Below are 24701 nucleotides of genomic sequence, written 5' to 3'. Positions count from 1 at the left end.
TTCGGGAGAAGCGCGATGACACTCGAAACTGCGACGGCGTTGTCCTCATCGGAGCAGAAATCGGCCCGCACGGGGCTGATCGATGCGGCTGCCGACATCGTCACCGAGCAGGGCGGACCGGGCGGGTTCGTGCGCGACCTGTTCGGCCGGGTGACGCCCGAGGATCTGGCCCCCTACCCCGCCGACGTCCTGGCAGAACTGGCAGGCCGGGCCCGCGCCTTCCTGGCCGAGCCGCGGCGGACACAGGATCCCGCCCGGATGCGCCTCGCCGACGCTGAGCTGTCGCGGGCCGGCCGGCGGCACGAACTGACGATCCTGGAAGTCATCAACGACAATCGTCCGTTCCTGCTCGATTCGACCCTCGCGGAGCTGACCGAGCAGGGCCTGTCGCCCCACCTCGTCGCCCACCCGATCCTCGGCGTCGAGCGCGATCCGGACGGCTCCCTGATCCGCGTGGTCGGTGAGACGACGGCGGACGCGCATGGCAGCCTCGCGCGGGAGAGCTTCCTCCACATCCACCTGGACCGGCTGGACGCGGAGGCCGGGGAGCGGCTGCTGGACGCCCTCGCGCCGGTCTACCGCGATGTCGCCCTGGCGGCCGTCGACCACGACGCCATGCTGGCGCGCCTGTCGGACCTCGCGACGAATCTCGGCGGGGCACCCACACCGATGCCGCAGGAGGAGACGGAGGAGGCGCGCGCCTTCCTCGACTGGCTGACGGACGGCCAGTTCCTGATCCTCGGGATGCAGCAGCACGGTATCGACGGCGAGGCCCATCCCCTGATCGAGGGGTCGAGCCTCGGCGTCCTGCGCGATCCCGGCGCCACGCCCCTGCGCCGCGGCCGGACGCCGGTCGACTACACGCCCGAGATCCTGGCCTTCCTCGAGGAGCCGCAGCCGCTCATCATCACCAAGGCGAGCGTGCGCTCCCGCGTCCACCGGTCGGCCTATCTCGATTATGTCGGCGTCAAGCTGTTCTCCGCCCACGGCAAGCTCTCGGGCGAGATGCGGATCGTCGGGCTGTTCACCGCCTCCGCCTACACGAGCCCCACCCGCGAGGTGCCGATCCTGCGCCGGAAGGTGGCATCCGTGGTCCAGCGCGCGGGCCTCGATCCCACGAGCCATGCCGGTCGGAGCCTGCTGGCGGTTCTGGAGAGCTACCCGCGCGACGAGCTGTTCCAGATCGACGTCGAGCGGCTGTATCGGTTCACCCTGGCCATCGCCAATCTCGCCGACCGGCCGCGGATCCGGGTGCTGTCGCGGCCTGACCGGTTCGGCCGCTTCGTCTCGCTCCTCGTCTACGTCCCGAAGGACCGCTACGATTCGACGGTCCGGCAGCGGATCGGCGGCTTTCTCGCCGAAGCCTATGGCGGACGGCTCAGCGTCGCCTATCCGGACTACCCGGAGGGCCCGCTCGCCCGCATCCACTACATCATCGGCCTGCCCGACCAGGGCGCGCCGGAGCAGGACCCGGCCGCCCTCGAAGCCGGGATCGGAGACTTGGTCCGGACCTGGGGCGACGCGTTGCGGGCCGCCCTCGCCGAAGCGCAGGGCGGTGACCGCGCGCGGATCCTGTCCGCGCGCTACGGCGACGCGTTCTCGGCCGCCTACCGCGACAATTTCCAGCCCGAAATCGCGGTGGCGGACGTCGCCATCCTCGAAGGTCTCGGCGGGGCGCAGCCGCGCGCCGTGCATCTCGGTCGCCGCCCGTCGGATTCGGATGCGCAGGTCCGCCTGAAGGTGTTTTCCCGCGGCACCGCCATCGCCCTGTCAGACCGCGTTCCGGCCCTGGAGAATCTCGGCTTCCGCGTCATCAACGAGCGGACCTACCGGGTCATGCCCGCGGGTGCCGACGAGGCCGATCGTGTCTGGCTGCACGACATGCTGATCGAGCGGGCCACCGGCGCGGCGATCGACCTCGCGGCGCTGGAGCAGCCGCTCGAAGCCGCCATGCTCGCCATCGCGGACGATCTGGCGGAATCCGACGGCTACAACCGGCTCGTCCTCGAGGCTGCCCTGCCCTGGCGCGAGGCCGCCCTGCTCCGGGCGCTCGGGCGGTACCTGCGCCAGCTGCGGATCCGCTACGGGCAGGATTACCTCGCCGGCACGCTGAGCCGGCATGCCGGGATCGCCCGAGCGATCGTCGCGCTGTTCCGCACCCGGTTCGACCCGGCCCTGGCGGGGGATCGCGACGCTCAGCAGGCGGAGGTCCGCGCCGGCATCGAGGCGGCGCTCGCCGAGGTCACCAGCCTCGACGACGACCGGATCCTGCGCCGGTTCGTCAACCTCGCCGAGGCGGCGGTCCGGACTAACTTCTTCCAGACGGGCGCGGACGGAAAGCCCCGGGAGACGATCAGCTTCAAGTTCGCCTGCTCCAAGGTCACGGCGATGCCGCTGCCGCGGCCGCTCTTCGAGATCTTCGTCTACGCGCCCCGCGTCGAGGGCGTGCATCTGCGCTTCGGCTATGTGGCCCGCGGCGGCCTGCGCTGGTCGGACCGGCCGGAGGATTTCCGCACCGAGATCCTGGGTCTCGTGAAGGCCCAGCAGGTGAAGAACGCCGTGATCGTTCCGGTCGGTGCCAAGGGCGGCTTCTTCCCGAAGCGCCTGCCGCCGGCCTCGGACCGCGCCGCCTGGATGCAGGAGGGGACCGAGAGCTACCGGATCTTCATCCGCACGCTCCTCGAACTCACCGACAACATCGTCGACGACGCGATCGTGCCGCCGCCCGACACCGTCCGGCACGACCCCGACGACGCCTATCTGGTGGTCGCGGCCGACAAGGGCACGGCCACCTTCTCGGACATCGCCAACGCCCTCTCGCTGGAGAAGGGCCACTGGCTGGGCGACGCCTTCGCGTCCGGCGGCAGCCAGGGCTACGACCACAAAGGCATGGGCATCACCGCCCGTGGCGCCTGGGAGGCGGTGCGCCGCCATTTCCGCGAGCTCGATGTCGACGTGCAGACGGATCCGATCGTCACGGTCGGCGTCGGCGACATGTCGGGCGACGTGTTCGGCAACGGCATGCTGCTGTCCGAGAGCATCCGGCTGATCGCGGCCTTCGACCACCGGGACATCTTCCTCGACCCGAACCCCGATGCGGCCGCGAGCTTCGCCGAGCGGCGGCGGCTGTTCGATCTCGGACGCTCCTCCTGGGCCGATTACGACCGGAGCCTGATCTCGGAGGGCGGCGGCGTATTCTCGCGCAGCCTGAAGACCATCGCCCTCTCGGAGCCGGTCCGCGCCGCCCTCGGGTTCGACCGCGCCGAGGCCACGCCCACCGAGCTGATGCAGGCGATCCTGAAGGCCCCGGCCGACCTGCTCTGGTTCGGCGGCATCGGCACCTACGTCCGCGCCACCACGGAGACCGACGAGGATGCCGGCGACCGTGCCAACGATGCCGTGCGCATCACCGGGCCGGAGCTGCGCGCCAAGGTCGTCGGCGAGGGCGCCAATCTCGGCCTGACCCAGCGCGGGCGCATCGAGGCGGCGCGCGCGGGCGTCCGGCTCAACACCGACGCGATCGACAACTCGGCCGGGGTCAACACCTCGGACGTCGAGGTGAACATCAAGATCGCGCTGATGACGCCCGAGCGGGACGGCCGCCTGAGCTACGAGGCGCGCAACGCCCTGCTGGCCGCCATGACCGACGAGGTCGGGCACCTCGTCCTGCGCAACAATGAATTGCAGACCCTCGCCCTATCCCTCGCCCAGCGCGGCGGCCTCGACGAGACCGGCTTCGCGATGCGGACGATGCAGGCGCTGGAGGGCGAGGGACGGCTCGACCGCGCGGTCGAGTTCCTGCCCGACGATGCCGCACTCACCGAACGCATGCGCCGGAACGAGGGGCTGACCCGTCCGGAATACGCGGTGCTCCTGGCCTACGCCAAGCTGTCGCTGCACGATGCGATCCTCGACAGCGCCGTTCCGAACGACCCGTATTTCGACCGCGAGCTGCAGCGCTATTTCCCCAAGGCGTTGCGCGAGCAGTTCCCGGATTCGGTGCAGGGGCACCGCCTGCGGCGCGAGATCATTGCCACTGCGCTGGCCAACATCATCGTCAACCGCGGCGGCCCCTCGCTGATCACGCGCCTCGCCGACGGGACGGGTGCCGATGCCGCGACCATCGCCAAGGCCTATGCGGTGACCCGGGACGCATTCGGGCTGATGGAGCTGAACCTCGCCATCGACAGCCTCGCCGGCCGCATCTCCGGTCAGGGCCAGCTCGGCCTGTACGCGGAGGTCCAGGGTCTGCTGCTCAACCGGATCGTCTGGTTCATCCGGAATCTCGATCTGAGCGGTGGTCTCGACCCGGTGGTCGCCCGCTACCGCGACGGCATCGCCGCCTTGGAGGCGGCGCTTCCGAAGGTTCTCGGCGAGGAGGCTCTCGCGGCCGTCGGAGCCCGGGAGGCGGAGCTGGCCGGGCTCGGCATGGCGCCGGCCCAGGCCCGGCGCCTAGCTTCCCTGAGCGCCCTCATCTCGGCCCCCGACATCGTTCGGGTCGCTGAGGCGAGCGGGCGGCCGGTGGAGGCGGTGGCGGCGACGCACTTCGCGCTGGAGCACGCCTTCCGGCTGGACGACCTCGCGGCCGCGGCGCGGACCGTTCCGGTCGCCGACACGTTCGACCGCGTTGCGCTGGAGCGCGCGGTCGCAGGCATCGGGGCGGCGCATCGCAAGCTGACGGCCGAGGTCGTGACCGATCTGGGCGCCGGTCCCGACGCGGTCGAGGCCTGGGCGAAGGCTCGGGGTGCGCCGCTGGCGCGCATCCGCGAGGCGGTGGACGCCATCGGCGATTCCAGCCTCACGGTCTCGAAGGTCACCGTGGCGGCAAGCCTTCTCGGTGACCTCGTCCGGACCGATTAGAGGCGGCCGCTTCCGCGATCACGGCCTCGTCGCGGACGGAGACAGCATGCGCCGGCCGGTCCGGCTGACGGCCGTGAGCACCAGTCCGAGGCCGACCAAGGATACGGCCGCGGCGATCAGGGGAAGCTGGGCGTAGCCCGCCCCCAGCGTCAGGGCCGTACCGCCGATCCAGGCGCCGGTCGCGTTGCCGAGGTTGAACGCGCCCTGGTTCAGGGTGGAGGCGAGGTTCGGGGCGTCGCTCGCGGCTTCGACCACCCAGATCTGGAGCGGGGAGACCAGCGCGAAGACCAGGGTCGACCACAGGACCAGCACCGCCAGCGTCATGCCCGGATGATGGGCGACCGCGGCGAGCAGGAGTAGCGCCGCGACGATCCCCAGGAAGCTCCCGATGATCGTCGTCATCTGCCCGCGATCGGCGAACAGACCCCCGGCGAGGTTCCCGATCGTCAGGCCCATGCCGGCGGCGAACAGCACGCCGGTCACACCCTGCGGCGAGTACCCGCTCACGCCGGTCAGGAACGGCGTGATGTAGGTGAACACCGTGAAGAAGCTCACCGAGGACAGGGTCGAGATCAGCATCGGTCGCAGCACCGGCCAGCGGCCGAGCGCGCGGAACTCGCTCACCAGCCGGCCGCGCGCGCCGGGAGCCCGGCCGGTACGCAGAGCTGGATCGCGAGGCCGGCTGCGAGGCCGATCGCCACCACGGCCCAGAACGTCGCCCGCCACCCGACGGCCTGTCCGAGGGCGGTGCCGAGAGGGACGCCGAGCACGTTGGCGAGCGTGAGCCCCGCGAACATCAGTGAGACCGCCTGGGTGCGCTTCTCCCGGGGCACCAGATCCCGGGCGACCACGGCGCCGATGCCGAAGAACGCGCCGTGCGCGAAGGCTGTGAGGATCCGCGCCGCCATGAGCAGGCCGTAGCTCGGGGCCAGGGCGCAGCCGAGATTTCCGATCAGGAAGACGCCCACGAGGGCGAGCAGCGCGGTCTTGCGCGGCAAACCCGCGGTCGCGATCGCCACGATCGGTGCGCCGACCACGACGCCCATCGCATAGCCCGAGACGAGATAGCCGGCCTGCGGGATCGTGACGCCGAAGCTCTGCGCCACCTCCGGCAGCAGCCCCATGATGACGAATTCGGTCGTGCCGATCCCGAACGAGGCGACGGCAAGAGCGAGAATCGGCAGTGGCGGCACGCGGTCGTTCTCCGGCGCAGGATCTTCGCACGATTGTGCGGAGCAACATGCGCAGGATGGCAGCGTGGGATGATCTGCCTAGCCGAGAGGACGCGGCGCACGGTTGCGCGACGCGCACGTGCAGGCTTTTGCCGGGTTGGCCGCCAATACAGCGTCGCGCAGCCCGTCTTCGCCTGGAGCATCTGCGTCTGACACAGCCGTTTTGAACGCCCGACGCACTCTCGTTGCGAGCCGCTGCTGCCAGGAGCAGCGGCAGAGGATCGGACTTCTACTCTGCCGGTGCTTTCCGTCGAGCCCGCGCCTTCCGTGTTGCCGCGGCCGGTGCCTCTGCAGGTGCCGACGATGCGCCGCGGTGCTTGCGGCGCTGCTGACCGAGCCCCAGGGCGCGGGCGAGCTCGGAACGTTGGGCCGAGTAACTCGCCGCGGTCATCGGGTAGTCGCGCGGCAGGCCCCACTTCTCCCGGTAGGCCTCGGGCGAGAGCCCGCGCAACGTCAAGTGCCGACGAAGGGTCTTGTACGGTTTGCCGTCCTCGAAGCTGACGATGTGATCGTGCGTGATCGACTTCCGAATCTGAGCCGGACTCAGCTTTTCGACGGTCGATTTCGATGTCCGTCCCGCAGTAGAGAGATTGTCTAGAGCGGCGTGGATCACGGCGATCAGGCCCGCCAGCTCCGACGACGGTACCGAGTTGTTCGACACGTAGGCCGCGATGATATCCACCGCGAGCTCAACGTGCTCAGCATGTCCGCTGACTGTGCTTTCGTTCACGGCCCACCTCTATCTTTGTAATGATTCGGACCAATCTATCCCTCGTGGATGCGATTGAATTCTGAAAGACAGTATCTGATTGTAAAACAAATCTCAATCGGCTCTGTCGTGTCGACGGAAGGTTCTGCGGCAGATTTCAAGTGCCCGCAGCCTCGGCCGTTGACGCTGCATTAACCATGAGTCCGCTAGCCTTCATTAACCATGCCGATGACCTGTTTGGCTGCGGCGTGACCAGTGGATCCCAGGCTTCGGTGCTCGGGACTTTGGCGAGGACCGTGATCAGGTGCGGACGGCTGGGGCTGACCGGCGACAACGACAGGAGATGCGGCTCGCTGTCGCGGCGCTGGCGCTGGCGCTCGCGGCCTCCCCTGCGCGTGCCCAGCGCTTTGACGCCACCAGCCCCGTTTCGGGGCAGCCCGACAACCCGGGCATCGGCCAGGACACCGCACCCAACGGCTTGCCCGCGCTGCGGCGGCGGATCCCGGACGGTCTCTCACGCGACGACGGGCGTGGCTCTCCGGGCGGCGACGCGACGAGCGGCGACCAGACCGGCGGCGACAGCCTGAGCTCGCCGCTCTCGCCTCCAACGATCCCGACACAGACGCAAGGGCAGCCGGGGGTCTCGCAGCTCAACACACGCATCACCAACGGCGGTCAGCGCACCGGCGGCAGCGGCACGACGCCAAGCAATCTGGCGCCGTCAAATCTTCTCCGGACCCGGGCGGCTCCACCGCGGCGGATCGGGTCGGCGACCCGCAGGATCACCCAGGAAGTCACGCAGGTCCCGAGCCCGGCGTTACGGCTGACGCCGATCATTCAGCAGCCCGTGGTCGGGGTTCCCCTGCCGCCGGTGGCGGCGCCGGTCCGGACGATCCTTCCGCTCCTGGCGATCTCCCCGGCCCTCGGCCTTCTGACGCCGGGCTTCATTCTCGGCACCGACTTGGCGCGCGCGATCCCGACGGATCCCGCCTACGCGCCGATCGGCTACCAGTTCGGCAGCTTCACCATACTGCCGACCTTCGCGCAGAGCCTCGGCTACGATTCAAATCCGGACCAGACGAGCCGGCAATTCGCCAAGGGCTCGGTGGCGCTTCGCACCGACGCCTCCCTCGATTTCCAGAGCAACTGGTCCTCGAGCTCGTTCCAGGGCTCCTTGCGCGGCTCGTACCTTGAGACGCCCCAGAACGAGGCCGCGAGCCGCCCGGCCGCCGACGGAGTCGTGCGCCTGCGGATCGACGCCAACCGGGACCTGCACATCGACGCGGAGGGCCGGTTCCTCGTCGATACGCAGCGGACGGGAAACCCCAACCTGCTGGCCGCGGCCGGCAACGTCCAGGTCGCGACCGCGACCAGCCGACCGCTGCTTGCCGTCTACGGCGCGTCGCTTGGGGCGACCGAGACCTTCAATCGTCTGTCGGTCACGCTGCGCGGCTCGGTCGACCGCTCGGAATTCGACAATGCCCGCCTCTCGGACGGGACAATCATCAACCAGTCCGACCGAAACCTCAATCAGTACAGCCTGCAGCTTCGCACCGCGTACGAAGTCAATCCAGACTTCAGCCCGTTCGTCGATATCACCGGCGATACGCGCGTCTACGATCTCCGCCGCGATACGACCGGCGTCCAGCGGGATTCCGATGGAATCTCTCTGGCGGTCGGCGCGAGCTTCGGGCTCGCGCGGTCCCTGACGGGCGAGATCTCGGCCGGGATCCAGCATCGGACCTACGTCGATCCGACCCTGCGCGACATCAACGCGCCGCTGGTCAACGCGGCCCTGGTCTGGTCGGCGAGCCCGCTCACGACGGTCCGACTGACGGCCGCGACCGGTGTCACCGAAACCACGATCCCGGGCTCCAGCGGCATCTTCACGGATGTCGCGACGCTGGAAGTCCAGCACGACCTGTTGCGCAACCTGTCGCTCGTAGTCGGCGGCTCGTTCCTGCAAAACGTTTATCAAAACAGCACGATCCGGGAGAACGGCTTCTCCGCGACCGCGCGGCTCGACTACCATTTCACGCGCTGGCTGACCCTCAGAGGCACCTACATCTACCAGCAGATCAACAGTACGCAGGTGGGTTCGAGCTTCCGGGACAACACGTTCCTGCTCGGCTTGCGGGTCAACCCGTAATCCGGATCAGAACCGCTCTACCCAGGGACGCAGCTCAAGCTCCGACGTCCACGCGCTCCGATCCTGGCGCAGCAGGTCGCGGTAGGCTCGCGCGATGGCATCCGGATCGAGGTGGCTGTCGGGAGCGTCGGCCGGCTCGCCGCCGCGGTCGGGGTTCCGGATCGCGCCGTCGATGACGATGTGGGCGACGTGGATGCCCTGCGGCTGCAATTCGCGGGCGAGGCTCTGTCCCAGCCCCCGCAGGCCGAATTTGCCCATGGCGAACGGTGCCGAGCCCGCGAAGCCCTTCACGCTCGCCGACGCGCCCGTGAGCAGGATCGCCCCGTGGCGGTGCGGCAGCATGCGGCGCGCCGCGGCCTGCGCCACCAGGAAACCGCCATACGCCGACACCATCAGCGACCGGGCGACCGCGTCCGGATCCAGATCCGCGATGGAGCCGCGCAGCCGCCCGCTGGCATTGTAGATCACGACGTCCGGAGCGCCCCCAAGGGCCGGCTCCAGCCGCGCGAACAGCGCCTCGACCTCAGCAGGCCGGCTCGCGTCGCAGGCATGCACGGCCGCACCTGTCTCGGCGGCGAGGGCCGCAAGCTTCTCGACGTTCCGGGCCGCGAGACCGATCTTGAGGCCGTCCGCCGCCAGGAGTCTCGCAAGCGAGGCACTCAGGCCGGAGCCGGCGCCGACGATCAGGGCTCGCGCATAGGTCGGGATCATCGTGCTGGCCTCCGATCCTATGAGAACGTGGGACCAGGGCCGGCATCCGCCAGTCCTATGTCCGCTTCTCTGCGAAGAACGCGCGCAGCAGCTCGGCCGCCTCGCGCTCGCGAAATCCGCCATAGACTTCCGGCGCATGATGGCAGGTTGCCTGGTTGAAGACCCGCGGACCGTGCTCGACGCCGCCGCCCTTCGGATCGGCCGCGCCGTAATAGAGCCGCCGGATCCGCGCGAAGGAGATCGCGCCCGCGCACATCGGGCAGGGCTCCAGGGTCACGTAGAGGTCACAGCCGGCCAGACGCTCGTCGCCGATTGCCGCACAGGCCGCGCGGATGGCCAGGATCTCGGCGTGCGCCGTCGGGTCCAGGAGATGCCGCGGCTGGTTGTGCGCGACGGCCAGGAGCACGCCGTCCCGCACCACCGCGGCGCCGACCGGCACCTCGCCGGCCGCGCCCGCGGCCCGCGCCGCCGCGAACGCGTGATCGAGGGCGGTCAGCGAAGCCGATACGTCCGACTTCTGAGCGTGGATCGGATCTGCTGCCAAGGTGTTCCTATCCCGTCGCCGATGCGGGCCTTCACGGATGCCGCTGCTTAACACAGGGCAATGTTAAGGCCTGGAACATTCGAGCGACCGTGACCGTTTGTTGGATGAACGCGGCGCCGCCGCAGCAACCACAAGGACATCGCCATGAGCAGCACCACGGACAAGATCAAGGGCGCCGCCAACGAGGCTCTCGGCAAGGCCAAGCAGGGCATCGGCGACGTGTCCGGGAACGACAAGCTGAAGGCCGAGGGTGCGGCTCAGGAGCTCAAGGGCAAGGCCCAGGGCACCGTCGGCGACGCGAAGAGCGCCGTGAAGTCGGCGACCGACAAGCTCTGATCTTAAAGCCTTAACTGGAACGGGGCCCGCTCTTTGCGGGTTCCAACCTTGGATCGACTTGAACAACGCGAGGATGCCATGATCGGCTGGGCAGTCACATTTCTCGTCGTCGCATTGATCGCCGCTCTGCTCGGCTTCGGCGGCATCGCGGGCACCGCCATGGAGGCGGCCAAGATCGTCTTCTTCGTGGCGGTTGCCTTGTTCCTTATCTCGGCGGTGTTCGGCGTAATGCGCGGCCGCTCGCCGAGACTCTGACGCCAGCGGTTCGGCATTCGCTGCGGGGGCGGTCCATGGGCCGCCCCTTTTGCGTGCGGGCCTCGTCTCAATGCGGCTGCAGAACCCGTCTCGCCTGATGGTACGGGCTCTGGTAAGGCCCTGGCATGAGCGACGTGCCGAACGACAAGACGCCGGAGGGTTCCGACCGTCCGGACCCCGAGATCTCGCGCGGTAAGGGCTGGACGCCTGCAACCGACGCGGGCAGCGAAGACCAAGACCGCGAGCGCGCTAAGGCCGCTCCGCGCAAGAGTGCGGCGGAGCCGAAGACGCCCCGGCCCGAGCCGGATAGCGCGGCCGGCGATGAGGCCGCGGCATCGACACCGCCGGGCGAGCGCATCGCGAAGGCGATGGCGCGGGCCGGCATCGCCTCGCGGCGCGACGCCGAGACGATGATCCTGGCCGGCCGGGTCAGCGTCAACGGCGAGACTCTGACCTCACCGGCGCGCAACATCACCGAAGACGACCGAATCCTGATCGACGGCGAGCCGATGCCGTTGCGGGAGCGGAGCCGCCTGTGGATCTTCCACAAGCCGCGCGGTGTCGTCACGACGGCGCGAGATCCCGAGGGTCGGCAGACGGTCTTCGACATCCTGCCGGAGGATCTGCCCCGGGTCGTCGCCATCGGGCGCCTCGACATCAACACCGAGGGGCTGCTGCTGCTGACCAATGATGGCGGTCTCGCCAAGGTGATTGCCCATCCCGACACGGGCTGGCTGCGCCGGTACCGCGTCCGCGCACATGGCGATACCGACCAAGCCCAGCTCGACCGGCTCGCCAAGGGCGTGACCATCGACGGCATGGAGTATGGCCCGGTCGAGGCCAGCCTCGATCGCGTGCAGGGCGACAATGTCTGGCTGACGCTGGGCCTCCGTGAGGGCAAGAACCGCGAGGTCAAGCGGATCCTCGAGCATCTCGGTCTCTCGGTGAACCGTCTCATCCGGCTGTCGTTCGGACCGTTCCAGCTCGGCGACCTGGAGGTCGGCCTCGCCGAGGAGGTGCGGACCCGCGTGCTCAAGGATCAGCTCGGCAAAGCGCTGTCCGAGCAGGCCGGCGTCGATTTCGAGAGCCCGGTGCGCGAGCCCATCACGCCGTTCGGCGGACCGAAGAAGGCCGATTCCGCCGCCAAGCCCGCGCAGGCGTCAGGCGCCGGCCGGCGCAACGCCGCTCGTCCGGCACCGGCGCCGCGTGTTTCGACGGGCGGGTCGGGCTCCAATCCGCGCAACGCGACGTGGCGGGATGAGGACGCTTCGAAGCCGCGCGGGACTCGCGTACCGCGCCGGGGTGCCGACCCGCGCGCCGCGCAGGCGAGCGCCGCGGAACGGGGCCGCGAACGGGTCGGCTCGATCCGCGCCGGCGAGCGCCGGGTCGTCGCCGAGCGTCTGTCGGCGACGCCGGTCGAGGCCGCGCCGGCCGTCAAGCCGCGCCGCCGCTACGCCGAGGACGGACCGTCCGAGCGATTGCCGCGCCGCGAGGGCGGACGCCCGGGACGAGATGCCGGGCCGTCCGGCGAGCGCGGCTTTGCGCCCCGCGGCGAGCAACGATCGGGACCGCGTGGCGACCGCAGACCCGACTCGCGCGGCGAGCGCAGCGAGGGCGAACGTCCGCGTCGTGACATGGCGCGGTCCGCCGACGGTCCGCGCGGCAGGTCCGACAGGACGATCGCCGTGGTCCCAGACCGGAGGGTCGGCCCGGGAAATCCTTCGGGTCCGGCCCTTCCGAGGGCGGGCCGCGGGCGAAGGGTGGTTTCCGGTCTGAGAGAGCGGACTCGCCGGCTGGCAAACCGCGCTTCGGTGGCCCCAAGCCGGGCGGTTCCAGGCCGGGTGGCTTCGCCGGCAAGGGCGGCGGCAAGGGGGGTGGCACGGGCGGCGGCAACGCGCGACCCGGCGGTCGGCCCGGTACACCACGGGGCGGCGCCAAGCCCGGCGGCGGACGACCGCCGCGCGGAACGCGATGAGGATTGTCGGCGGGGCGTGGCGGGGCAGACGACTCGCAACACCGCGCACTGACGCGATCCGGCCGACCTCGGACCGCCTCCGCGAGTCTTTGTTCAACGTGCTGCTGCACGCCTACGACGAAACCTTCGCGGGCGCGCGGGTTCTCGATCTCTTCGCCGGCACCGGCGCGCTCGGCTTCGAGGCGCTCTCACGTGGGGCCGCCTACGCGCTGCTGGTCGATGAAGGCGCCGAGGCCCGCGCGGTCATTCGCGCCAACATCGAGGCGCTCGGCGCTGGGGGCGTGACCCGGCTTTTCCGCCGGGACGCCACGCGTCTGGGACCTGCCGGCTCGGCCGGCCAATTCTCCCTCGTGTTCTGCGACCCGCCCTATAGCCGCGATCTGGCGCCGCGCGCGCTCGCGAGCGCGGCCGCGGGGGCATGGCTGGCACCCAACGCCCTGGCGGTGGTCGAGGAGGCCGAAGGCGCGTCAGTCACGTGGCCGGAGGGATTTACCGAACTCGAGCGCCGCGTCTACGGGGAGACCGCCGTAAGCTTCGCGCGATACGCCGCCTGAACGCGGTTCAGCCGGCCTCCACCAACTCGCCATCGGGTCCGAAATGGATCGCGAGCCAGATCGTCGGCGACTCGGTCCGGTCTACGCGATGCCGGCGATGCGCCGCGATCAGGACGGCGTCTCCCGCAACGAGGTGTTGCGGCTCCGTCTCGTCGGCGAATCGCAGATCGGCGGAGCCCGCCAGGACCGCCACCCACTCCGCCTGCGGCTGATCATAGTAGAAGCCCGGCGGGCTCGCCTGGCCGGTCGAGACGATGCGCTCTACCCGCAGCCCCGGCACGGCGAGGAGCACGGACACGACCTCCTCGGGAGAGTCGGCAGGTAGGTCCGCCAGGAGGTTGATGACGGTCGTCGGAGACTTCATCGCCTTCCCCCTGCGCAACCCGGCGGTCCGGCGCTGGGGCTCACCCGGCGCATGCGGCTCGGCCGACGGCGATCAGGCGCCTTTGGCAGCGTCGCGCAAGTCGGATTCCCGAGAGGGCGCCTCGTCGGCCGCCCGGCTCTGTCCGACCCGAGCCGCGGACTTCACCAACGACAGCACGTCGCGACGCATCTGATCGTCTGCGATCTGATTATAGGCGCGCAGAAGCTCGACGGCGCCGGAGATGCGCAGCAGAGCCGGCCCGCTGTCGCCCGCCACTTCCGGCTCGGGCTCGAAGAAGCTCGACACCGGGACGCCCAGCCGCTCGGCGATCGCCTGGAGGCGGCCCGCCCCGACCCGGTTCTTGCCCGTCTCGTACTTCTGAACCTGCTGGAAGCTCACGCCGAGCGCGCTGGCCAGCGCCGACTGGCTCAGCCCGTTCGCGGCCCGCAGGAATGCGATGCGGCTGCCGACCCCGTGATCGATGGCTGTGGTCTGCTTCGGCTTGAGGGTGGGATTGGCCATGTGAGGTAGTCCGAACGTCGTGTCAGTTGGAAGGCATGGTCGGCTGGACCAATGCCGCCGACAACAACCCTCAGGTGCTTCATCGCGCGGCGGAGATCCCGGCCTGACAGCCGTTGATGCCACAGTCCCGCCGCGCACGCAACGAATGGTCACGCTCGTGAAATCTGAGGTCACCAGCATATCCGAGCCGCGCATGACGTGACGGCCCGTCTGGCCTATGAGATCCTCGATTTACGCCCATGAAAACGAGCAAAAAGATGCGGAAATTGACTATCGAACATTTGATCACGACGGTGAAATTTTGCGGCATCTGGGTTTTGGTTGACGGATCGATTGCCGTCGTCCGCGACGTTCTCTCGAGCAGCCAGACGAATCCTCGGGCAGGCCGCGATCGGCGCCGCTCTCACGCGGCAGGACCGAGCCAGTCGGTCACGATCTTGAGTTGATCGTCATCCAGCAATGCGGGCGCGTGGCCGCAATCGGGGATCTCGATCCGCTCCGTCGGCGGGCCCCGCCGCGTCATCTCGTCGGCCGTCGAAGCCAGGAGCAGGTCCGATTGCGCGCCGCGCAGCAGCAGGACGGGACAGGTGATCGCGTCCCAATCGCGCCACATGCTGACGCTGTAGACCCGCCCGGGCCGGAACGCGTCGCCGATGCCGGGATCGTAATGCGGGCGCCATCCGCCATGCGGTTCGCGGAAGAAGCTGTGCTTGGCGATGTGGCGCCACTGCTCGTCGGTCAGCGATCCGAACGCGGCCAGCACGGTGCGCAGACGCGATTCGCCCGAGGCGAGGTTGTGGTGCAGCCGCGGCGCGTCGCGCAGGCGCGAGCCGATGTGGCGGATCGGCGCCCAGGGCAGGAACGGGCCGATGTCGTTGATCACCATGCGGCGGATCGGCGTGTTGGCCGCCGCGGCCAGAACCATGCCGGTCAGACCGCCCAGCGAGGTCCCGACCCAATCGATCTTCCCGGAAACGCGGAGATGGGCGATCAGCGCCGCCATGTCGCCGGCGTATTGCGGCAGGGCGTAATGTTCTGGATCCTTCAGCCACCCGCTGAGGCCGCGCCCGGGCAGGTCCGGGCAGACGACCCGGTAGCCCATCTTGGCCAGCCGGTAGCCCAGAGGATCGAAGTCGCGGCCCTGCCGGCTCAGGCCGTGGACGCAGATGACCACGTGCGGGCTGTCCGGATCCCCCCATTCGACATAGGCGATCCGGTGGAAGTCGTGCGGCGCGTAGGCCCAGAACTGCCCGGTCCGGAACGGCACGTCGGCACGGCTGAGATCGTCCAGACGCGGCATCGTTGCGGCCGGACCCGCCGCGACCTGCCCCCCCGAGAGCATGGTCACGGTGTTTCGGTACGGGCCGCCGCCTCGCGGGCGAGACGGCTGGTCGTCTGGTGAAGATCGACCATCTGCTCAGTCAGACGGCGCGACTGTTCCTGCAGGAAGGTGACGTTTAGCGCAGCGACTTCCCGGGCGTCGGCCGCCTTGGCGACGCGCTCGGCGAAATCCAGCGTGGCACGAACGTTCGTGTCCGTGGCCACCAGCATCCGGTGACCGATCTCGCGCATCGCCGCCATGGCATGGACGGCGTTATCCTCGAAGGCGTTGTAGAGCCGCGCGCCGGCCGCGTCCCATTGCTCGCGCATCTTGCGGGCGCCGGCGACGTTGCTGTCGGTGAGCTGGTGTGTGGTCTCGCGGCTGGACCCCATCACCGAGCGCCAGCCCTCGAAACTCTGGGCCATCGAGGCCTCGAACGCGTTGAGCGCCATCTCGCCGGCCTCCGCGAAGCGCTCGTAGGTCTCGCGCGCCCGCGCGACGCCGCTCTCCGCCATCGCGCGCCCGGCCGGCCGGAGACCGCCGGCAGGTTGTCGTTCCCCACTGTCGTCTCCCGTTGCTCGCGAGACGCCGGCCGCCCGCACCAACGGCATCCGCCAGCGGCGTCCCGTCGTCAACCGTACCTTGTGACAGAAACGGATCCGGGCCCCGACCAGGGCGGCGTTCACGATTGACAGCGGGCTCTGCCGCGAAATCATTTCATCCCGGGAGCGAACGCCACGCCCACCGCCCGACCAGAAGGCAGAACGATGCCGGAGACCTGCCCGCCGTCCCTCCGGCCAAGAGTGGCCGGCCGTCATCCCTTCGAGACAGGGCTGGACCGGACGCCCGCCAATTACGTGCCGCTGACCCCCGTGAGCCTTCTGGCGCGCGCCGCCGCCGCATCGGGAGCCAAGATCGCCGTCATCGACGGCAGCCGGCGCCTCACCTACGCGGACCTTTACACGCGAAGCCGCCGCCTCGCCTCCGGCCTCGCGCGTCTCGGAATCGGACGGCTCGACACCGTGGCGATCCTCGCGCCGAACGTGCCCGAGATGATCGAGGCCCATTTTGCCGTGCCTATGCTCGGCGCCGTGCTGAACCCGCTCAACACCCGCCTCGATCCGGCGACGATCGCCTTCTCCCTGTCACATGGCGGCGCCCGGGTGGTGATCGCCGAGGCCGAGTACGGAGCGCTCGCGGCACGGGCACTGGCGGATCGGGCCGAGCCCATTCTCGTTGTGACGATCGGCGAGACCGGCATCGCCGGGGCGATCCCGTACGAAGCTCTGCTGGCTTCAGGCAACGCCGACTACGCCTGGACCGGCCCGGAAGACGAATGGCAGTCGCTCTGCCTCCTGTACACGTCCGGCACGACCGGCGACCCGAAGGGGGCGGTCTACAGTCACCGCGGCGCCTATCTTCAAGCCCTCGGCAATGCCGTCACCTTCGGCCTGACGACGGAGAGCGTGTATCTCTGGACCTTGCCGATGTTTCATTGCAGCGGCTGGTCGTATCCCTGGGCGAGCGTCGCCGCCTGCGCCACCCAGGTCTGCCTGCGCAAGGTCGAGCCGGCGGCGATCTTCCGTCTCATCGCCGAGCACGGCGTGACGCATCTCTGCGGCGCCCCGATCGTGCTCTCGATGATCGCGCACGCGCCGGAGAACGATCGCCTGGCCTTCCCGCAACGGGTGCGGTGCGCGGTCGGCGGCGCGGCCCCCTCCTCGGACGATCATCCGCACGATGGAAGAACTCGGCTTCCAGGTGACGCATCTCTACGGCGCGACCGAGAGCTACGGGCCGGCCACGGTCTGCCTCGCGCAGCCCGATTGGACCGCTCTGACGGACGCCGACCGTTACGCCCGCATGGCGCGTCAGGGCGTGCCGCTCGCAACTCTCGAGGGCGTTTCGGTCATCGACGTGGCGACCGGCCGGCCCGTCTCGCAGGACGGCACGACGGTCGGCGAGATCTGCCTGCGCGGCAACACCGTGATGAAGGGCTATCTTGGCAATCCCGACGCCACCGGACGGGCGCTGGCCGGCGGCTGGTACCGGACGGGCGACCTCGCCGTCTGGCATCCGGACGGCTCCGTCGAGATCAAGGATCGGGCCAAGGACATCATCATCTCGGGCGGCGAGAACATCTCGAGCCTGGAGGTGGAGGAGGTGCTGATGCGCCATCCGTCGGTGATGCTGGCGGCCGTCGTGGCGCGGCCGGACCCGACCTGGGGCGAGAGCCCTTGTGCGTTCCTCGAAGTGAAACCGGGCGGCGACGCACCGTCCGACCAGGAGGTGATCGCTTTCTGTCGCGAGCGCATGGCGCGATTCAAGGTGCCGAAGACGGTCGTGTTCGGCGTGCTGCCGAAGACCTCGACCGGCAAGATCCAGAAGTTCGTGCTGCGTGAGCAGGCGCGGGCACTGTGAGCCGCTGAAACGGGAGGTCCACCACTGACCTTATCCTGAGGTGCGGCTCAGTTGGGACACTCAGATCAGCCGCTGCCCGCCCGCTCAGCCTTTGGCGACCCCAGGCTTCCAAACCTGCGCGGCGGCCTCCGCGGCCTCCGTGAGCGCGGCGTGCAGATCGGGATCGGCGTCGCGCGTGCCTGCGCGGATCGCCTGGACCAGCGCCTCGACCGGCGCGCCGGCCAGCACGCGCTCGGACGCCGCCTGCAAGGCATCGGTCTCGGCGATCTCGCGCGCGGCGATCCCGATCGCGTTGGCGACCATCAGCGCGACGTAGCGCGGCCGACCGGTCAGGCCGGGGATTACCTCCTCGATCAGTGACCGGCGGGCTGCGTCGAGGAGGGCAGCGCCGGAAGGCTCGTCCTGCATGCTCAGCTCCAGGCTTCGGGGGCGGTCGCCTGCAGAATGGCCCGCTCCAGGTCGGGGACCATCCGGCCGGTCAGCGCCAGTTCGAGGGAGAACTCGCGGCCGGAGACGTGGCGGGCACCCTGCTCCAGGGCGATAACCGCCCAGCGCAGATGGGCCAGCACCTCCCAGTACGCGACGCGGTCCGGATCGATCCGACGACCGCTCGCGGCGGTGTAGCCGCGGTAGAAGGCGGCGCGGGACCCGATCCCGCCGGCCTCCAAGTCCGGTCTGCCGAACCGCCAGCAGGCGGCACAGAACCAGCCGAGATCTTGCGCGGGATCGCCCCAGCCGGCGAATTCCCAGTCGAGCACGGCGGTCAGGCCCGACCCGTCGACCATGTAGTTGCCGGTGCGGAAATCCCGATGGACCAGAGTCGGCTCCGGGCAATCGGGCGCGCGCAGCTCGCCCCAGCGCAGGCCCCATTCGATCGCCGGCCGCCGCACATCGATCCCGTCGAGGCTCGCGCGCAGCCGTGCGATCTCGGCGCGAGCCGGGTCCGCCTCCGGCGCCCCGAGGAAGGCCAGTGCGGGCGGCAGCGGCTCGCGCGCATCCAGCGTGTCGTGGATCTTGGCGAGTTCTCGTCCGAGATCTTCCGCGAGGCGCCCGCGGTCACCGCCGAGGCTCAGATCCTTCGCGATGCGCGGACCCAGGCCGACCCCCTCCACCAGGCCCATAAGCGCGAACGGCGCGCCGACCACGGCCGGGTCCGTGCAGAACCCGACCGGCTCCGGCACGCGCACGCCGGCGCGCCAGACGGCCTCCAGGATACGGAACTCCTCCGCGCGCGATCGGCTCGACGCGATGGTGGCGGCGGCATCCATGCGCAGCACGTAGTTACGGACGCCATCGCCGAGGCGGCAGCGCACCAGCCTGTTCTCCTGGATCGAGCCGCCGCCGAGCGGGCGGATCTCCTCAACGACGAGGTCCGGGCAGCCGAGATGGCTGGCCATCCAGTCGCGCAGGCGTGTCGCGTCCATCCGCTACAGGCCCGAAACGAGGTGACCGCCGTCCACCGCGACGACGCTTCCGGTCATGTAGGCGCCGGCATCGGAGGCGAGCAGCAGCAGCGGGCCGTCGAGTTCGGCCGCCTCACCGAGCCGGCGCTGCGGCACGCGCTTGATCAGCGCCTTGCCGGCATCGGATTCGAAGAAGGCGTCGTTCAGCTCAGTCTTGATGTAGCCAGGCGCCAGGGCGTTCACCCGGATGCCGTGGCGCGCCCACTCGAGCGCGAGGCTCTTGGTGAGCTGCACCACTCCGGCCTTCGAGGCCGCGTAGGGTGCGAGGCCGCCGGTGACCCGCAAACCTAGGATCGACGCGATGTTGACGATGCTGCCGCCCGTGCCGTCGCGGACCATGCGCCGTCCGGTCGCCTGGGCGACCAGCCAGACGCCCTTCAGGTTCGTGTCGAGCACCGCGTCCCAATCGGCCTCGGCGAGGTCGAGGGCGGGCTTCGTCGCGGTGATGCCGGCATTGTTGACGAGCACCCGGACGGGGCCGAACCGCGCCTCCGCGGCATCCAGCGCCTGCTCGACACTCGCCGCGTCGGTCACGTCCATCACCACCGCGTGGGCACGGCCGCCCTCCCCTTCGACGCGGGCGACGGTCTCGGCCAGGGCGTCGGCCCGTCGCCCGCAGAGGGTCAGGTGCGCCCCGGCCCGCGCCAGCGTCCCGGCGAAGTGGCGGCCGAGGCCGCTCGACGCCCCGGTCACCAGGACGTGCCGGCCGGCGAGATCGAAGGGGTTTGCCATCTCAGTGCAGCCGCTCGACCGCCAGGGCGATCCCCTGACCGCCGCCGATGCACATGGTCACCAGCCCGTAGCGCCCGCCGCTGCGGGCCAGCTCGTAGAGCGCCTTCACGGTGATGATCGCGCCGGTGGCGCCGATCGGATGGCCCAGCGCGATGGCGCCGCCGTTGGGATTCACCCTGGCGGGATCGAGGTCCAGTTCGCGCGACACCGCGCAGGCCTGGGACGCGAAGGCCTCGTTCGACTCGATGACGTCGAAATCCGCCGCGCGGAGGCCCGTGCGATCCAGCAGGCGCCGTACGGCCGGGACCGGGCCCATGCCCATCTCGGACGGATCCACGCCCGCATGGGCGTAGCCGACGATGCGCGCGAGCGGCGTGCGGCCGTCGCGCTCCGCGCGGGCCGCGCTCGACAGCACGAGCGCGGCGGCGCCGTCGTTGAGGCCCGAGGCGTTGCCGGCCGTGACGCTGCCGGTCTTTGAGAAGGCGGGGCGCAGCTTGGCGAGGTCCTCGGCGCTGGTCGATTTCGGGTGCTCGTCGGTGTCAAACGCCACCGTCTCGCGCTTGCGCTGGATCTCGACGGGCAGGATCTGCTCGCGGAATCGACCCTCCTGGATCGCCTGAGCCGCACGAGCCGGCTCTCGGCGGCGAAGGCATCTTGCGTCTCGCGGGGGATGCCGTAGCGCTCCGCGATGTTCTCGGCGGTCACGCCCATATGGCCGTTTCCGAACGGGTCGCTCAGCGCGCCGAGCATGTAATCGACCAGCACCGCGTCGCCCATGCGCTGCCCTGTGCGCCCGTTCTTCAGGAGATGCGGCGAACGACTCATGCTCTCGGCGCCCCCGGCCACCGCCGTGTCGGCATCGCCGAGCAGGATGGACTGCGCCGCCGAGACGATCGCTTGGAGGCCGCTGCCGCAGAGCCGGTTGACCGTCATGGCCGGCACTTCCTTGGGGATGCCGCCCTCCATCGCGGCGACGCGGGCGATGTAGGCGTCCCGCGGCTCGGTCGGGATCACGTTGCCGAGGACCACGTGGCCGACCGTGTCCGGCGCTGTGCCGGACCGGCGCAGCGCCTCCGCGATGCATTGGGCCGCGAGCTCCGAGGGCGGAATCGCGGCCAGCGCACCGCCGAAGGTGCCGATCGCGGTCCGCACCGCGCCTGTGATCACGACGTCGGTCATGCTCGTCATCTCTCGCTCACGCGCCCACCGGCCACGACCAGAAGGCGTCGCCCTCAGTTTCCAGGTTCCGGTTGAGCACCATCTTGTGGACCTCGTCGGCCCCGTCCACCAGCCGCGCCTGCCGGGCGTAGCGGTAGATCCATTCGAGCGGCGTGTCGGTGGAATAGCCCCGGGCGCCGTTGATCTGGATCGCCACGTCGGCGGCCGCGTGCAGCAGGTTGGCCACGTGGACCTTGGCCATCGAGACTTCCTTGCGGGCGAAGCTGCCCTGGTCGAGCGCCCAGGCGGCCTTCATGACCAGCAGGCGGCCGATCTCGATCCGCATGGCGAGGTCGCCCAGCATCAGCTGGATGCTCTCCCGGTCGGCCAGGCGGATGCCGAAGCCGTGGCGCTCGGCCGCGTAGGCCCGGGCGATCTCGACGCAGCGCTTCGACAGGCCGAGCCAGCGCATGCAGTGGGTCATCCGTGCCGGGCCGAGGCGGATCTGCGTGAGCTTCAGGCCGTCGCCCTCGTTCATCAGGACATTCTCGGCCGGGATCTCCAGCCCCTCGAACAGCAGCTCGCAATGGCCGCCATGCTCCTCCGGTCCCATGATCGGGATGCGGCGCAGGATCCGCCAACCGGGCTGGTCCTTGTGGAACAGGAAGGCGGTCAGACCTTTCCGCGCGTCGTCGGAAGTGCGGGCCATCAGGATGAAGTGGTCGGCTTCCTCGGCGCCGGTGATGTACCATTTTCGGCCGGTGACCACGTAGGTGTCGCCCCGGCGTTCGGCCCGGGTCTGGATCATGCCGGGATCGGAGCCGCCGCCAGGATGCGGCTCGGTCATCGCGAAGGCCGAGCGGACCCGTCCGTCCACGATCGGCGCGAGCCAGCGCTCCTTCTGGGCCGGGGTTGCGACCTTCTCCAGCACCATCATGTTGCCGTCGTCCGGCGCGGCCGAGTTGAACACGACCGGCCCGAAGATCGAGCGGTTCATCGCCTCGTAGCAGACCGCCATGCCGACCTTGTCGAGCCCGGCGCCCCCGGTCTCGGGCTTCAGCTGAAGGCACCACAATCCCTGATCTCGGGCGAGGCCGCGCAGCCGGGCCAGCTCGGCGAGGCTGATGTTGCCGTGCCCGTCATAGGCTGCCGGCACGGATTCGAGCGGCACAACGTGGGCATCCACGAAGTCGGCGATCCGGGCGCGGTACGCCTCGACGCGGGGCGAGATGGTGAAGTCCATGGTCGCGGCCTCCGGCAGATGCCCGTGCGCGGTCGGGAGGCGCCCGTCGGGCTGGGCGCACCCGCTCTCGCCCGTTCTCTCCACGATCGGGACCCGGTCAGGCAACCGCAAGGCGAAACGAAGTGCCGCGGCTGTTCGGCGCCCAAGCCGTCCGCGGCGGTGGTCAGCGTCTGCCGAACAGCCGCTCGATGTCGGACAGTTTCAGCTCGATAGATGTCGGACGCCCGTGATTGCACTGACCGGAATTGGGCGTCGCCTCCATCTCGCGGAGCAGGGCATTCATCTCCTCCGGGCGCAGGCGCCGCCCGGCACGGATCGAGCCGTGGCAGCTCATCCGCGACAGGACGGCGTCGAGGCGCCGCCCGAGCGGACCGCCCTCTGTGGCCGGAGCGCCGCCTTCCTCGTCTCCGCTGGCATCGAGGGCGTCGAGGATGTCGGTGACGAGGTCCCGTACCGAGGCGCCGATCAGCGCCGCGGGCACCTCGCGCACCAGCACGGCGCCGGGGCCGAAGGGCTCGATCGCGAGACCGAGGCGGTCCAGATCCGGCGCCGCGGCGACCAGCCGCTCGGCTTCCTCCGGGCTCATCTCCACCACGTCGGGAATCAGCAAGCCCTGCCGGGCGATGCCGCCACGCGCCCGCTCGGCCTTCATCCGTTCGTAGACGAGCCGCTCGTGCGCGGCGTGCTGATCGACGATCACGAGGCCGTCGCGGGTCTGGGCGAGGATGTAGGTCTCGTGGATCTGGGCCCGCGCCGCGCCGAGCGGGTGGTCGATGGCTTCCGCGGCCTCGGCAACGGACCGGACATCCGCATGGGGCGGGGCCTCGATCTCCGGGCGCGCGAACGGAGCCTGGGCCGCCTCGGCGAAACCGCGCTCGTCCGAAAGGGCAAAAGCCGGATCCGGCGCGCGCGCCGCCGTTGCGGGCCGCCAAGCCTCCGACCGGCCGTAACCGGGAGGCGCCGCCACCGAGGGCGCATGGGCCGGAAACGGACCCGGTCGCGCGGGCTGAAACAGGCTCGGCGCGGCGATCCCGCTATGGATCGCGAGCGGCGGCCCGGCCGGGCGCAGGGCGTCGAGGGTCCGGGCCGCGCCCGTCGTGGCCGACCGGGCGCCGCCGCGGCGCAGCGCGTCGTGGATCGCGCTCACCACAAGGGCGCGCACGAGGCCGGCTCGCGGAACCGCACCTCCGTCTTGGCCGGATGGACGTTGACGTCGGCGAGCTCCGGATCGCACGCGATGCTCAAGCCGAGCACCGGGTGCCGGTCGGAGGCCAGCGTGTCCGCGTAGGCGCCGCGTACCGCCCCGAGCAGCAGACGGTCGCGCACCGGGCGGCCGTTGACCGCGAGGTGGATGTGGGTCGCCGCAGCGCGGTGATAGGTCGGCAGCCCGACATGCCCGGTCACCGCGAAGCCCTCACGGGCGAGCGATGCCGGCAGGGCGTTAGCGGTGAAATCCGGTCCCAGCACCGCGGCGAGCCGGCGCAGATCGGCCTCCGGCCCACTTTCCGCCGGCAGAAGCAGCGGCTGGCCGGCATCGGCCCGCAGGGTGAAACGGATCCCGGGCTGGGTAACGGCGAGCCGGCGCAGGATCTCGGCGATGGCCGCGTTCTCGGCGCGATCGGATTTCAGGAACTTGAGCCGGGCCGGCGTCGCGGCGAATAGCTCGGTCACCTCGATCCGCGTGCCGCGCTGCGCCGCCGCTGGGCGCACCGGCCCCTTCAGGCCAGCCTCGATGGTGAGGCTTGCACCCGCCTCGGCATCCGGGGTCCGGCTGACGATGGCGAGCCGCGACACCGCGCCGATCGACGGCAAGGCCTCGCCGCGAAAGCCCAGCGTGTCGATCGCCGACAGATCGCCCCCGGGCAGCTTCGAGGTGGCGTGACGCTCGACCGCGAGGTCGAGATCGTCCGGCGTCATGCCGCGTCCGTCATCGACGACGCGGATCAGCCGCCGGCCGCCGGCCTCGACCGTGACCTCGATGGTCCGCGCCCCGGCATCGATGGCGTTCTCGACGAGTTCCTTCACGGCCGAGGCCGGGCGCTCCACGACCTCGCCGGCCGCGATGCGGTCGGCGAGCACGGGATCGAGGCGGCGGACGGAGGGCGCGGCGGCGGTCATGGACATCTGCCGCCAAGATAACCGCTGGGCGGTC

17 protein-coding genes and 5 pseudogenes are annotated in these 24701 nt (G+C 70.2%); 8 read left to right on the top strand and 14 right to left on the bottom strand.

From position 1 onward, the window contains the following. The first annotated feature begins 15 nt into the window (after window positions 1-15). Complete coding sequence (locus M6G65_RS00405) at window positions 16-4860, top strand: NAD-glutamate dehydrogenase (protein ID WP_250103427.1); 4845 nt, start codon at window positions 16-18, stop codon at window positions 4858-4860. Window positions 4861-4878: 18 nt separating this feature from the next. On the opposite strand, the pseudogene M6G65_RS00400 reads toward M6G65_RS00405, so the two are convergent. Continuing rightward, window positions 4879-6053: pseudogene (locus M6G65_RS00400) on the bottom strand (MFS transporter). A gap of 268 nt (window positions 6054-6321) precedes the next feature. Continuing rightward, on the bottom strand, window positions 6322-6822 hold the full coding sequence (locus tag M6G65_RS00395) for a Ros/MucR family transcriptional regulator (RefSeq protein WP_238197550.1): 501 nt from the start codon (window positions 6820-6822) through the stop codon (window positions 6322-6324). Window positions 6823-7144: 322 nt separating this feature from the next. Between M6G65_RS00395 and M6G65_RS00390 the strand changes: the two genes are divergently transcribed. After that, entirely contained in the window at window positions 7145-8950 is a 1806-nt protein-coding gene (locus tag M6G65_RS00390; protein ID WP_238197551.1) for an outer membrane beta-barrel protein, read from the top strand. A gap of 6 nt (window positions 8951-8956) precedes the next feature. Here M6G65_RS00390 and M6G65_RS00385 read toward each other — a convergent pair whose 3' ends face one another. Beyond that, window positions 8957-9661, bottom strand: coding sequence for an SDR family NAD(P)-dependent oxidoreductase (locus M6G65_RS00385; protein WP_238197552.1), 705 nt, complete (start codon window positions 9659-9661; stop codon window positions 8957-8959). Between the two features lie 55 nt (window positions 9662-9716). Continuing rightward, a complete protein-coding gene (locus M6G65_RS00380) occupies window positions 9717-10205 on the bottom strand; it encodes a nucleoside deaminase (protein WP_238197553.1) in 489 nt (162 codons plus the stop codon). A 144-nt stretch (window positions 10206-10349) separates the two neighbouring features. On the opposite strand from M6G65_RS00380, the gene M6G65_RS00375 reads away from it, so the two are divergent. From M6G65_RS00375 to rsmD, 4 genes and pseudogenes are all read left to right on the top strand, one after another. Continuing rightward, the gene (locus M6G65_RS00375) at window positions 10350-10541 is read left to right on the top strand and encodes a CsbD family protein (RefSeq protein WP_238197554.1); all 192 of its coding nucleotides are present in this window, start codon (window positions 10350-10352) and stop codon (window positions 10539-10541) included. Window positions 10542-10619: 78 nt separating this feature from the next. Continuing rightward, window positions 10620-10796 (top strand): DUF1328 domain-containing protein, encoded by a 177-nt coding sequence (locus tag M6G65_RS00370; protein WP_238197555.1) that lies wholly within the window; start codon window positions 10620-10622, stop codon window positions 10794-10796. A gap of 125 nt (window positions 10797-10921) precedes the next feature. Continuing rightward, window positions 10922-12771, top strand: a pseudogene (locus M6G65_RS00365) (pseudouridine synthase). Further along, window positions 12768-13325: a 16S rRNA (guanine(966)-N(2))-methyltransferase RsmD gene (gene rsmD / locus M6G65_RS00360; RefSeq protein ID WP_238197557.1), complete on the top strand. Its 558-nt coding sequence runs from the start codon at window positions 12768-12770 to the stop codon at window positions 13323-13325. Before M6G65_RS00365 ends, rsmD begins: the two are co-directional and overlap by 4 nt. A gap of 7 nt (window positions 13326-13332) precedes the next feature. Here rsmD and M6G65_RS00355 read toward each other — a convergent pair whose 3' ends face one another. The 4 genes from M6G65_RS00355 to M6G65_RS00340 all read right to left on the bottom strand — a co-directional run bounded on the left by M6G65_RS00355 (window position 13333) and on the right by M6G65_RS00340 (window position 16218). Further along, entirely contained in the window at window positions 13333-13689 is a 357-nt protein-coding gene (locus tag M6G65_RS00355; RefSeq protein ID WP_238197558.1) for a cupin domain-containing protein, read from the bottom strand. Between the two features lie 72 nt (window positions 13690-13761). Continuing rightward, a complete protein-coding gene (locus M6G65_RS00350) occupies window positions 13762-14211 on the bottom strand; it encodes a helix-turn-helix domain-containing protein (protein ID WP_238197559.1) in 450 nt (149 codons plus the stop codon). A 403-nt stretch (window positions 14212-14614) separates the two neighbouring features. Beyond that, complete coding sequence (locus M6G65_RS00345; RefSeq protein ID WP_238197593.1) at window positions 14615-15553, bottom strand: alpha/beta fold hydrolase; 939 nt, start codon at window positions 15551-15553, stop codon at window positions 14615-14617. Between the two features lie 2 nt (window positions 15554-15555). Further along, window positions 15556-16218: a phasin family protein gene (locus tag M6G65_RS00340; protein ID WP_250103426.1), complete on the bottom strand. Its 663-nt coding sequence runs from the start codon at window positions 16216-16218 to the stop codon at window positions 15556-15558. Between the two features lie 81 nt (window positions 16219-16299). On the opposite strand from M6G65_RS00340, the pseudogene M6G65_RS33635 reads away from it, so the two are divergent. Continuing rightward, a pseudogene (locus tag M6G65_RS33635) lies at window positions 16300-17476 on the top strand (AMP-binding protein); the annotation flags it as partial. A gap of 45 nt (window positions 17477-17521) precedes the next feature. Beyond that, window positions 17522-17953, top strand: coding sequence for an AMP-binding enzyme (locus M6G65_RS33855; RefSeq protein WP_430929586.1), 432 nt, complete (start codon window positions 17522-17524; stop codon window positions 17951-17953). A gap of 84 nt (window positions 17954-18037) precedes the next feature. Here M6G65_RS33855 and M6G65_RS00330 read toward each other — a convergent pair whose 3' ends face one another. The 6 genes and pseudogenes from M6G65_RS00330 to mutL all read right to left on the bottom strand — a co-directional run bounded on the left by M6G65_RS00330 (window position 18038) and on the right by mutL (window position 24667). Further along, window positions 18038-18361 (bottom strand): DUF6285 domain-containing protein, encoded by a 324-nt coding sequence (locus M6G65_RS00330; RefSeq protein ID WP_238197562.1) that lies wholly within the window; start codon window positions 18359-18361, stop codon window positions 18038-18040. A 2-nt stretch (window positions 18362-18363) separates the two neighbouring features. Next, complete coding sequence (locus M6G65_RS00325) at window positions 18364-19377, bottom strand: phosphotransferase family protein (RefSeq protein WP_238197563.1); 1014 nt, start codon at window positions 19375-19377, stop codon at window positions 18364-18366. 3 nt (window positions 19378-19380) lie between these two features. After that, window positions 19381-20148, bottom strand: coding sequence for an SDR family NAD(P)-dependent oxidoreductase (locus M6G65_RS00320; protein WP_250103425.1), 768 nt, complete (start codon window positions 20146-20148; stop codon window positions 19381-19383). A 1-nt stretch (window position 20149) separates the two neighbouring features. Next, window positions 20150-21327 (bottom strand): annotated as a pseudogene (locus M6G65_RS00315) (acetyl-CoA C-acyltransferase family protein). 16 nt (window positions 21328-21343) lie between these two features. Further along, window positions 21344-22549, bottom strand: a complete 1206-nt coding sequence (locus tag M6G65_RS00310; protein WP_238197566.1) for an acyl-CoA dehydrogenase family protein — start codon at window positions 22547-22549, stop codon at window positions 21344-21346. 163 nt (window positions 22550-22712) lie between these two features. After that, window positions 22713-24667, bottom strand: a pseudogene (gene mutL / locus M6G65_RS00305) (DNA mismatch repair endonuclease MutL). Window positions 24668-24701 lie beyond the last annotated feature (34 nt).

The organism is Methylobacterium tardum (assembly GCF_023546765.1).
Lineage (GTDB): Bacteria > Pseudomonadota > Alphaproteobacteria > Rhizobiales > Beijerinckiaceae > Methylobacterium > Methylobacterium tardum.
The sequence above is the reverse complement of the archived record's forward strand: the minus strand, read 5'-3'. Positions and strand labels throughout refer to the sequence as shown.